Annotated in this window: 11 protein-coding genes; 5 read left to right on the top strand and 6 right to left on the bottom strand. The window is 42.0% G+C overall.

All coding sequences use genetic code 11. The features are described from left to right. Both filE and B4033_RS01975 read left to right on the top strand, forming a co-directional pair. Positions 1-752 (top strand): putative pilus assembly protein FilE (gene filE, locus B4033_RS01980; RefSeq protein ID WP_286831670.1); only part of this gene is annotated, 752 nt, incomplete at its 5' end. Positions 753-762: 10 nt separating this feature from the next. Next, positions 763-2,811 (top strand): hypothetical protein, encoded by a 2,049-nt coding sequence (locus B4033_RS01975; protein ID WP_286831667.1) that lies wholly within the window; start codon positions 763-765, stop codon positions 2,809-2,811. An 82-nt stretch (positions 2,812-2,893) separates the two neighbouring features. Here the strand turns inward: B4033_RS01975 and B4033_RS01970 are convergent, their stop codons facing one another. Further along, the gene (locus B4033_RS01970) at positions 2,894-4,528 is read right to left on the bottom strand and encodes a phospholipase D family protein (RefSeq protein WP_376745278.1); all 1,635 of its coding nucleotides are present in this window, start codon (positions 4,526-4,528) and stop codon (positions 2,894-2,896) included. 101 nt (positions 4,529-4,629) lie between these two features. Here B4033_RS01970 and B4033_RS01965 point away from each other — a divergent pair, with 101 nt between their 5' ends. Continuing rightward, positions 4,630-5,640 (top strand): metallophosphoesterase, encoded by a 1,011-nt coding sequence (locus B4033_RS01965; RefSeq protein ID WP_048882016.1) that lies wholly within the window; start codon positions 4,630-4,632, stop codon positions 5,638-5,640. Between the two features lie 22 nt (positions 5,641-5,662). On the opposite strand, the gene B4033_RS01960 is transcribed toward B4033_RS01965, so the two are convergent. The 3 genes from B4033_RS01960 to trhA all read right to left on the bottom strand — a co-directional run bounded on the left by B4033_RS01960 (position 5,663) and on the right by trhA (position 8,334). Next, positions 5,663-6,094 (bottom strand): hypothetical protein, encoded by a 432-nt coding sequence (locus tag B4033_RS01960; protein ID WP_286831663.1) that lies wholly within the window; start codon positions 6,092-6,094, stop codon positions 5,663-5,665. 145 nt (positions 6,095-6,239) lie between these two features. Further along, on the bottom strand, positions 6,240-7,547 hold the full coding sequence (locus B4033_RS01955) for an MFS transporter (RefSeq protein ID WP_286831660.1): 1,308 nt from the start codon (positions 7,545-7,547) through the stop codon (positions 6,240-6,242). A gap of 142 nt (positions 7,548-7,689) precedes the next feature. After that, positions 7,690-8,334 (bottom strand): PAQR family membrane homeostasis protein TrhA, encoded by a 645-nt coding sequence (gene trhA, locus B4033_RS01950; protein ID WP_286831656.1) that lies wholly within the window; start codon positions 8,332-8,334, stop codon positions 7,690-7,692. 101 nt (positions 8,335-8,435) lie between these two features. Here trhA and B4033_RS01945 point away from each other — a divergent pair, with 101 nt between their 5' ends. Continuing rightward, positions 8,436-9,656 carry a class I SAM-dependent methyltransferase gene (locus B4033_RS01945; protein WP_286831653.1) on the top strand — a complete coding sequence of 407 codons (1,221 nt, stop codon included), beginning with the start codon at positions 8,436-8,438 and terminating at the stop codon, positions 9,654-9,656. Beyond that, positions 9,650-10,081, top strand: a complete 432-nt coding sequence (locus tag B4033_RS01940; RefSeq protein WP_286831650.1) for a GNAT family N-acetyltransferase — start codon at positions 9,650-9,652, stop codon at positions 10,079-10,081. Before B4033_RS01945 ends, B4033_RS01940 begins: the two co-directional genes overlap by 7 nt. A 60-nt stretch (positions 10,082-10,141) precedes the next feature. Here the strand turns inward: B4033_RS01940 and B4033_RS01935 are convergent, their stop codons facing one another. After that, the gene (locus tag B4033_RS01935) at positions 10,142-10,483 is read right to left on the bottom strand and encodes a hypothetical protein (protein ID WP_286831647.1); all 342 of its coding nucleotides are present in this window, start codon (positions 10,481-10,483) and stop codon (positions 10,142-10,144) included. A gap of 154 nt (positions 10,484-10,637) precedes the next feature. After that, on the bottom strand, positions 10,638-11,723 hold a 1,086-nt coding region (locus B4033_RS01930), incomplete at its 5' end, for a 3-hydroxyacyl-CoA dehydrogenase family protein (protein ID WP_286831645.1).

Raw genomic sequence — 11,723 nt, 5'->3', positions numbered from 1 at the left:
TCCAGCCAACATCAGCCGAAAATTTAAAAAAGCGCCTTGATGATCAAAATGATATTTTGGAAATAGAAGGAAACCAATACGTCAAAAATGAAGTACTTGAGGAAAAAGAATTTAATCTGGATGGTAAAAAACGCTTCTATACCATGCCGGAAGGTATAATTGATACTAAAAATGGAGCAACACGCCTGCAAACGGTTCAACGTGAAAAAGGTATTGGACAATCGGTTATGCAGGCTTTATTTAAGAAAAATAGGGCTACTGGGCAGGATACTCCTCTCATTCTAGCTGTTACCTACTACCGTATTTCTGCAGAAACTGCTTCTGAGGGAATGGGACGGACCTGTTTTCAGGATAAAAAACTTAAAAAGGCCAAGGATATTGCATTAGATACTCAGGTCAATCTCTGGCCTCGAGCACCTTTAAAGGATGAATTTGACTTTGAAGTGGTGAAGTTAAAACAACCTTTACAAAATATTCAGATTCAATCTTATGCGTCCCGTCAAAAAGACCCTACTTTTTATTGGCCTTTTGCAGTGTTCTTGGATGAAAAAGGTTGTATTCTGGAAGGAGCTGGTGGATTTAAAAATAATGATTCAGCATCGGATTACCTGAAATATGAGAATATTGAAGGCATGATACAGGTACCACGTAATAGCCACTATTTATTATTAACGCCATTGGCCTCAGCAATTGATGTTGAGGAACGGGTATTAAGTAATCAGGGACAATTAAAATTAATAGGTGTCCGTTAAGGATAACGATATGAGCATCATGATGAATAAGAATAAAATACTATTACCTTTTGCATTCTCAGCTATGGCAATCATACTGCAAGGATGTGGCGGTGAAAGCGCGGATGTTATTCCAGAAAAATATGATAGTAGTACAGTCAATGGAGCCTGTATTGGCACAAATTCGGGTTGTATTGAATTTGCTTTAGATTATCCATTACAAACTTTAGATTTCCATTGTGGTGATGATATAAAGCAAACATTTGTCACTACATATGATGTAGATAAGGGTGTGGCAACAGGTGCCTGTAAAGTAGGCCAGTCAATTACTTTCTATATTCTAGGTAAAGATGAAAGACGTGTAGATCTGGGTTCATTCTCAATGAATAGGATTGGTAATGTTACATCTAAATCTCATTATCCACGTATGAATTTATTGGATATCGCTGAGGGCATCCGTAACACTAACTCAGCAGGTGATCTGTCTCAATATGATATTGCTATTCGCTTAGTCCAGTTAATTCAAGCCATGGGTTTAAATACTGATCAATTACGATCAGCAACGGAAATCTATCCTGTTGCGATAAATGAAGATATTCGAGCTGGACTTGATCAATTAGATGAAGATATTACTGTTGAAAAAATTAAGACTTTATCTGATCAGGATTTTGATGCCTTACTGAAAAAATGGTTGGGACCAACAACGATTACTAAAGAACAGGCCGAACAGGTACTTCAAGCATTATTAAATATTTCAAATGCTGCTGTTTATCAGCCAGAATTTTCCCTGTTTTCTACTGAATCCTTAGGTAGTTATGTTACCGGTTCAGAAGGGTTAGTAGGATGCAGTAATCTTAACCGAGAATGCTCGCTAACAGATACTGACCTGACACATATCTTGGGTCACTTTATATTGATGACTGACCGTCAGGGGATAACTTTCGGCAGTGGCTTACAGTGGAAAGGCAAAATAGAAAGTACAACCCAGAATCCTGGTGATTTCACCACGATAGGTGGACTGAATGCTCATTTAATTCGTAGTATTAAACCTGTACAAATGACTGCTGATGCCCAAAATTCATGGATTGACCCGGAAACAAAACAAATTGCCAATACACCAGGTTATTTATTCAGATTAGGTGACTCTACTACCGAGAAACTCAAGATAGAACAAGGTCGCTTATATAATGATTATATGATTGCTGGTAAAGAGCGTTTTTATAAGGTTTTGACCGGTAAGAGTGTGAGTTATAAATTAAACGAAAGTGAAAAGCGTGAGCTAGGTCTATGGCAGCAAACCGGGGGGGCGCTGAATTTTGCTGGTACGATGGATCTTTATAAAATCTATCCAATCACACATTTGGACCGAAGGGTTTTCAAAACTCAAAATAATGTAAGAAATCAAGAAAATTATTTTTTCCCGCTTTATGGAAATTTAAAATTTACCTTAACAAATGATTCAAACAGAATAATTAATTTGGGCATTGTGATTGATGAGAATGGTGATATTCGTACGAATATTAAACCTGCTACAGCAAAAGTTGATGAGTGTAGTGCTGAATACAATCCATCTACAATGCAAACAACCTATTTGGTCGAGGATTCTGAAGATGAGGATGCGGTAGAAACAGTACAACAATATCGTATTGGAACCGTTTCACGCGCCTTTGTACCTGCAGCTGTGAGAAAGAAAACAGACAATACACTTTCTATTCGTATGGTTTTCGCTAATGAGGAACTAGACGATTTGAACGGCGCTCTCATTGGTATGAATTCCACCATCAAGACATCAACTGATGGTTCTTCAGAATCCATAGTGGTAGGGGGAGCATTAGTGAATTTGACTGATTTATTTAATGTGAGAGTAACAGGTGACGGTACGAATACTCCTAAACCGACGATCAGTTTGACAGACTCTGAAGGGAATACGGTAAAATGGGCAAATAGCTTTGCTAGCTTTAGCCAAGTTTATGGTAAACAGAATCCTTCTGATGAAAGTGTTAAGAGATTATCCAAACTTGCAGGAGGTACAGTTAGCCTGACCGCTGCTGAATGCTATAAAGTAAAAACAAAATCCTAATATAAAAATTTCAATAAAAACCAGTCGCATCGACTGGTTTTTTATTATTTGGTTCAGCTATTTTTCCAGACGGGCCATGTTGTTACATGAACCCTTCAAGCGGAAGCCAAGACACAAACTTTAACAGGGCTTTTTGATGCCATTTCATTTTCGGTTCTTTGGTCAAAGTTTTAATTTCACCATTCGGTTGCTGGATCTTCCAGTTGATATTCTGATTGGCATCTAATACCAGCTTATAAGCATATTTACTTAAGTTCTGATCCATGGTTTTATGCACAGCTTGTGCTAAGGAAGGGCTATTGAGTAATACACCAATCTCTGTATTTAGATAGGCTGAACGCGGGTCGAAATTAAATGAACCAATAAACACCTGTTTCTCATCTAAGGCCATCAGTTTTGCGTGTAAACTGGAACGACTCAGACCTTTCAAGCTCACTTTAGCCTTGTCAGCAATTTCCTTGGTATTGGCATTCAGGTTTGCTGCATCTGGCGCCGCTAGAAATTCGTACAACTGTACATCATGTTCCAGTAAATCTTTACGGTACTTAGAATAAAAAGCATGCACAACAGGAACATCATTGGCTTTATAAGAATTGGTGAGTACTCGAATCTTTATATCTTTCTGAGCCAGACTTTTGAGCCGTTCTGCACCTTCTTTTTCTGGTACAAAATAAGCAGAGACAATATCTACACTTTGTTCAGGTTTTTCCAGATGTTGTAACAACTGGAAATTGAGGTGTTCTTCTTTCTTTGCCTTGGACCTGATCTTGGTGGGAGGGTCTTTGACTACTTCTGCTTCAACCCAATCCAGCTGGATATTATGATCAAGCCATTTATCAAAAGCCTTAGACCTGTTAGCTAAGTCGAGGTAGTTTTGTACTCGTGGGTCATCCTGATGTGCTTTTAGCTGCTGTTTAAGGCTTTCAAAGCGTAGGCTATGGTGACGTGGATTAACAATATTCCGCACTGGATAGGCATAGTCATCATTCCAGTATTCATCAAAGGAATGGATAATCTCATCTGAGGCGGCACCAACCAGCAACACATCTACATCGGAAAATTGATAGGCATCACTTACATTGTAATACTGATTGCTCATATTACGTCCGCCAATCAAGGCAATCTGATTATCTGCAATAAAGCTCTTGTTGTGCATACGACGATTGATACGTTTCAAATCCAGTACCATATCCATGGCACGATGCTGGCGGAAGCGATAGGGATTATATAAGCGAACATCGATATTTTGATGCTGATCCAGTGCCAGATAAATGCCTTCCATCTTCTTGGCATTGTTGTCATCAATCAGGAGGCGGACCTTTACTCCACGGTCGGCGGCCTGAATAATGCCATTTAAGGCCAGTGCGCCAATCCGGTCATTGTCCCAAATATAATATTGCAGATCTAAAGTCTGCTCAGCCTTATGAATCAGTTGCATACGGGCTGCAAGTGCTTCAAGTGGATCATAAAGAACATGATATCCAGTCAAACCTAGATATTGATCACGTAAAGGTTGAACAATTTTAGCTAAGGAAGTCTGTGAAGTATCAGTTTCAAAGGCAGTATGTGAAGGTCGTTCTGCCTGCGGAGGAAGCGTGCTGCAGGCAGGGATCCCCAGAACAAGGCTCAAACCCAGTAAAACAGCAGATTTATATGGAGTATTACGTTGGGAAGTGACCATGGGCTGGTCAGCCTTGGAGCGGGGAGCATTCGTCATATGAATCTAAGCGTGATAAATTAGGTTTGAGTATAATTGCCAGCTGTGAAAAGATAAATACAGAGCAGAGAATGTACTAAAGAACTGGACAAGGCGAAATTATGGGGAATATCGATTCCGTGATCTTATATTTCTATATCGGAATGGCGATTTTGGCGCTGTGGTGTATATCGCAGGCGTGGATCAGTCAGTCACATACCCAGACGATTCATCCCTTTAAAGCCTTTACCCATCTGCTCGCTTATTATCTATCTTATCTACTGATTCCTTTATTTTTCTTTAGTATTTATAGCGGTTTTAATGGGTATTATTCCATTCATGAGGCAGTATTTATCTGTCTGCTCAGTGGTGTATTGTGTTATGCGCGTTTTATTGAACCGCATTTAATCCAGATCAAGACTACCCGTTATCAGATTAATACTGATAAAAAAATGCGGCAGCCTGTTCGTATTGCTTTAATTGCGGATTTGCATATTGGTTTATTTTCTGGTCATGAACGTCAGCTAAAACAAATTGTACATAAATTAAATCAGCAGCAGCCTGATTTGGTGGTCGTCGCAGGCGACTGGACCTATGAACCGGAAGATACTCTGACCCAAGAACTCGCCATTTTGCAGGAAATTCAGGCACCGGTATATTCTGTGAATGGTAACCATGACGAACAGTATCCGGGACCGCCTATTCAGGAGTTATTACATACTGCTCTAGTAAGCAATAATGTTATAGATATTGAAGGGCAAATTGTTGAGTTTGATGAATTTCGCCTGGTGGGTATTGGTGATCTCTGGGCGGGTAAAGCGGATATGCGGTTCTTGCCGGAGTTGCCGCAAGATAAGCCCTGGGTGATCCTGTCACATAACCCGGATACGGTAGACATGGTGCCGAAATTGCCAAGCCGGCCATTGATGCTCTCTGGACATACGCATGGCGGGCAAGTGGAATTGCCGTGGTTGACGGATTATGTGATGAAACGGGTGTCAATTCTCGGACATAAGCGCGGCTTATATCGACATGCACATGCCGATGTATTTGTCACTGTCGGAACAGGTCTGGTGGGCGTACCTTTCCGTTTTCGTGTACCACCTACCATCGATATCATCGAGCTTGTATAAATAAGTTGGCTGATTTCAATAACTAGCCAACCATCCAGATAATCAGCAGAATAATACCTGCAATGATCCAGATCAGATGCGGTCCATTTTTTGCAGTGACCGGTTCAGCGACTTTTTCCTGTAACTCTTGGGTCGACTCTGGAATGGGTGGGCGGGTAGCATGATCTTGTGTAGCGCTTGCAGGGATGGAGACTGCAATAGAGTCGGTTAGCGTTTCTGTCTTTAGCTGAGGATTAATGGTGACATCATCACTAAATCTTGCACCTTGTGTCTGTACCTGTAAAGCAGCATCATGCTCCATCACGATCGCGGCAATCACTTCAAGCGCCTGCTGTTGGTCTAATGGCGTATGTTGAACAATATATTGGATGGCTTCAGTTTTCTTGTCTTCTTCCAGTAAGACAACAATATGAACCAGCTGGTCTTCGGTCAAATATTCAATTGGATCCTGCATATCTTATCCTTCTCGTTATGAATCCGTTTCTGTATTGTTCCGTAAATAGAGAGGGAGAAATAGCAGTTTTTTGTTGCACACCAAATTTCGGAAATAAAAAAGCCAGTGCGAACGCACCGGCTTTTCTTATAAGCCAATACCTGAATTAGATCTGATTATTTACATCATCATTCTTGGTTTCACGAATCAGCAGGAATGCCAGCAGTGACAGGATAGACGCCGCTGTCAGGTAATAACCTACAGCAGATAAGCCATATTGTGTTGCCAGCTTGGTTGCGATCAATGGCGCAAAAGATGCCCCGAAGATGCCTGCCAAGTTGAAGGTCAAAGCAGAACCTGTATAACGTACTGAAGTCGGGAAGATTTCAGACAATACAGTACCAATCGGACCATAAGTTAAGCCCATGATCGCAAGTCCGATACACAGGAACAGGAATACGATAACTGTACTGCCTGATTCAAGCATGTCGGCAAAGAAGATACCGAAGATCGCGGAAACGATACATACACCGATTGAAGTCGCTTTACGACCGAACTTTTCTGCGAATACAGCAGATAATGGGATGAATGCAGCAAAACATAGCGTTGCAACTAATTGCAACTGAAGGAATTCTTCACGTGAATAGCCTAGCTGCTTAGTACCCCATTGCAGCGCAAATACAGTTGTTAAGTAGAACACAACGAAGGTACAGATAGCTGCAATTGTACCCAGTACTAACATTTTAGAATGTTTTTTAAATACTTGAACAAAAGGTACGTTTACTTCTTTTTGCTTGTCCAAAACGTTCTGGAATGCAGGTGTTTCATGCAGTTTTAATCGAATCCAAAGACCTACAATAACAAGAAGCGCACTTGAAATGAATGGAATACGCCAGCCCCAAGCCATGAAGTCAGCTTCAGACATCAATGCACCGAGCGTCAAGAATGAGCCAGTTGCCAGGATAAAGCCAATTGGTGCACCCAATTGCGGGAACATACCATACCAGGCACGTTTACCTTCAGGTGCATTTTCAGTTGCAAGTAAGACCGCACCTGACCATTCACCACCCAGACCAAGGCCCTGACCTAAACGGCATAATGCCAAGAGCAAAGGTGCTAAGATACCAATTTGACCATAAGTTGGCAGTAGGCCAATCGCTACAGTAGACAGTCCCATGGTCAGCAAGGCAGCAACCAGAGTGGCTTTACGACCAATTCTGTCGCCGAGGTGACCAAACAATGCCGCACCGATCGGACGCGCAATAAAGGCAATTGCGAAAGTCGCAAGTGACTGGATCGTTGCGGTCATTGGGTCTGTACTTGCCGGGAAGAACAAATAAGGGAAAATAATGACAGCGGCAGTGGCATAAATATAGAAATCGAAGAACTCGATTGTAGTGCCTACTAAACTCGCTGTTAAAACGCGGAATTTTGAGTTTTGTGCTGGCTGAGCAGCAGAATTTGACGACGCCATGAATGACCTTACACTTACTAAAAATAAAAGAACTTAGTTTTAAAAGCGTAATCTTTTTAAAAAAGGCGTAATTTCTTAAAAAAACAACTGCAATCTTCTCAATTCAACTTGCTCAGGGTCACTGAAATGAAGAATGAGAGGATTAAATCACGTAAAGATAGATAGACAGAAAATGTGATCCTGCGCCTATCAATACAAAAATGTGCCAGATAGCGTGCGTATATCTTACTCTTTTTAATGCATAAAACAATGCACCAACCGTATAAGCAAGTCCCCCAATGATGAGAAAGGTTAAAGATTGTACTGATAAATATTTCTGCATATCATCAATAACTAACAGTGCAAGCCAGCCCATTGCGAGATAAGCAAACAGGGAAAGTTTCTGAAAACGATGAATGAAAATGAACTTGAATAGTGTTCCAAAGACAGCAATGATCCATAAAGCAATCAACAAATACTGGGCTTTGGCCGTTGGAATGGCAATTGCCAGAAAGGGCGTATACGTACCGGCAATCAGATAATAGATCGCAGTATGGTCAATTTTTTTATAGAAATAACGTCGGTCTGCAGTTGTGGCCATGTGATACAGCATGGATGCAGAAAAAAGTACAATCATGCTCAGTGCATAGACCCATAAGCCAATCCATTGACCCGTACTGAGATAAGAGCCTTTAATCACCAGTAAAATACCGGCAATTACTGACAAGGCCGCACCTACACCGTGACTGATGTAGTTGATGCGCTCTTCGATAGCATCATAATCCTGAAGCAATGGTGCATTTGACATAGTTATCATTCTTCTTAAATATACAAATGTATAGTAATTCAATTTTGCTTTTAGGGTAAGAACATTTACACTTTAATGGCAATTCATTTCAGGTTTCTTTTATGTCCATTTTGGCTTCTTTCTCGGTTCAAGAACAGCAATTTCTGGATGCTTTCCAGCAAGCCATTGAAACAGATCAATTTGATCGTCTGATTTTAAGTCAGTACAAGGGCGAACTGGAACAACTGGAGAAAATGACCTTGCGCGTCATTTGGCTGAATGAGCAAAAAGTACTGAGTTGTCTGTACCGATATAAAACCCAGGACGTCACTAAAAATTATCCTTTAACTGAGGCTTTGTCTCAGGTCACTGAATTATTGGCCTGTTGCAAGCAGGCCAATCTGATCACTACAGCCGAAGAATTGCAGCTGAAAAAAAACAAGAAAAAAGTCATGCTGACCCGCAGCAAAACTCTACCTGTTGTTAAATCCAAAACTGCTGAACAGGGCCATGACCGGGTCAAGCAGCGTTATGTGGATCAGGACAGTGTGTTTCTGCAGCATCTCGGCATTACTGATCAGCAAGGTCAGGTCATTCCGAGCATGGCGCGCAAGTGGAAACAGATTAACAAGTTTGTGGAAATTTTCTCGAATGCGCTTTCGCAGATTAAAGCCTCTCAGGAAGGTCTGCGGGTAGTAGATTTTGGTTCAGGTAAGGGCTATCTGACTTGTGCCTTGTATGACTATATGCAAAAGCATGGACAGACGCCGTGGGTGACGGGTGTAGAACTGAATCCGAAAATGGTTGAGTTTTGCCAGAAGGTGGCAGAACAATCCCAGTTTAACCAGCTCGATTTCTTCCAGGGTGATGTGCGCACCTATGAGCCTGAGCATCTGGATGTGATGATTGCCTTACATGCTTGTGATGTGGCCACGGATTTTGCCATTCATACCGGCATTCGTCTGAATGCGCAGATCATCATGTGTGCCCCATGTTGTCACAAGGAACTACGCCCACAGTTACAGGCGCCAAAAGTTTTGAGTCCAATGCTGCAATTCGGGATTCATGCGGGCCAGCAGGCAGAAATGCTGACAGATACTATTCGTGCCTTGTTGCTGAAAGCCTATGGTTATGAAACTAAAGTATTCGAATTTGTTGCGCTTGAGCATACCAGTAAAAACAAAATGATTCTGGCGGTGAAGCGCAAGGACGATCAGGAACCGGATCAGGACGTGCTGACTCAGATTCAGGCTTTGAAAGAGATGTATGGGGTTCAGAAACACTCCCTTGAATTATTGCTCAAGGATGAATGGGATCAACAGGGGATTGGTTGTAAATGCTAAATCATGCTGAGCTAAAAATTGTTGCAGGCACTTGGGCCGAGCTGGCTGCCGCAGCCAGACTGATTCGCGAAGCTGTGTTTATTCAGGAACAGCATATTGCATCGGAAGATGAATGGGATGCAGAAGATAAGCTGTGCACCCATTTTGTGGCTTATCTGCATGATCAACCGGTTGCCACAGCTCGACTATTAACAAATAATAGTATCGGTCGTGTTGCAGTACTGACATCAGCGCGTGGTTTCAAGATCGGTCAGCAGTTAATGCAGGCAGTGATTGACTATGCATGCGCTGAAGGACGGCAGTTTGTCAAACTTTCCTCTCAAGTCCACGCTATCGGCTTTTATCAGGCTTTGGGTTTTCAGCTACAGGGTGATGAATATCTGGACTGTGGAATTCCACATATCGATATGTATTTACAACTTTAAAGATTCATTTTCAGATATAAAAAAGCGAGGCATGAACCTCGCTTTGTTTATCTTAAGATCTTAATGACCATTTGCAGCATGTTCGGTATCCATATGGGCATGTTCATCTGCTGACATATGCGGTTCTTCAGCAGCTGTTGATTGCAGTTCAGTACCTTGTTGAGCTGCTGTACGTGCTTCACGATCTGCCTGAGCTTTAGCAATGGCTTCTTCTGACATGGTTGGGGCATTTTTAAATGCGTGTTGCTGGGTATCCTGTTTCTTCTGCTGGCTTGGCATGTAGTCCGGTTCATTGCTGACAGCTAACCAGAAGATAAACATGAATATACCACCAATTATGCAGAAGATAATCAGTGCTTTCCAACCCCAAGGTGAATTTTCAGGAGTATTTTGATCAGACATGGTATGAACCCAAAGAGGATATAGAATCTATGTTACTTTATAACATAGATTGGCTGAAAAGCAGACTGGATTTGTAGTGTAAAATATGACCATTTTTCAGTAGACTTATAAAAAAGAGGAGCTTAACGCTCCTCTTTATTCTGTGCGAATGAGATTAAAAAGTTTCAGCAGCAGAAACCTTATTTTTTAACAGTGTCGGTGCTTTAAAGCGTTCGCCATATTTTTTTTCCAGTACATTGGCACGTGCCAAGGCCTTCGCCAGTCCATACTGATTTAAATATTGCACTGCACCACCGGTCCAGGCAGGGAAGCCAATGCCAAAGATCGAGCCAATATTACCTTCTACGGTTGACTGCAACACACCTTCCTCCAGACAACGTACGGTATCCAGCGCTTGCACAAACAGGAAGCGTTCAATCATCTCCTGCTCAGAAATCTCGGTATTTTTATTCCAGTGACTGAGGCCTGACCAAAGTTGTTTTTTCCCACCTTCAGGATAGTCATAAAAGCCCGCGCCAGCTGCCTTTCCTTTGCGATTAAACTGGTGAATCATGGTTTGAATGACTGCATCGGCAGGTGAGGCCTGACGTTCTTTACCTTCTGCCTGAAGTGCCTTGCGCGTTTCATTGCTAACATGCTCGGTCAGAGTTAAGGACACTTCATCCTGAACTGCCAATGGACCAACGGGCATACCGGCTTTTAAAGCAGTCATTTCAATACGTGCTGGATGCACACCTTCTGCCAGCAGACGCAAACCTTCTTGTACAAAAGTACCAAAGACACGGCTAGTAAAGAAACCACGACTATCATTCACGACGATTGGCAACTTGCCGATCTGCTGGACGAAATCAAAAGCTTTGGCGAGGGTTTCGTCTGAGGTATTTTGCCCCCTGATGATTTCTACCAGCTGCATTTTATCCACCGGACTAAAGAAATGCAGACCGATAAATTTATCTTGATCCTTACTTGCCTGTGCCAGATTGCTAATTGGTAAGGTCGAAGTATTTGATGCCATTACGCCGTCGGCAGCCAGATATTGTTCTGCTTCCTGAGTCACCTGAGCTTTCAGTTCCTGATTTTCAAAGACCGCTTCGATGATCAGGTCACAGCCCGTCAAATCTTCTGTGTTTGCAGTGGGATGAATCAGATTTAAAATCTGTTCGCGCTGTCCAGCTGTAAGTCGACCTTGACTGACTTTCTTGTCCAGCAGTTTCTGGCTATAGGCTTTGCCTTTTTCAGC

The organism is Acinetobacter sp. UBA3132 (assembly GCF_002364825.1).
GTDB classification, from domain to species: domain Bacteria; phylum Pseudomonadota; class Gammaproteobacteria; order Pseudomonadales; family Moraxellaceae; genus Acinetobacter; species Acinetobacter schindleri.
This window is presented reverse-complemented; position numbering and strand designations above follow the sequence as displayed.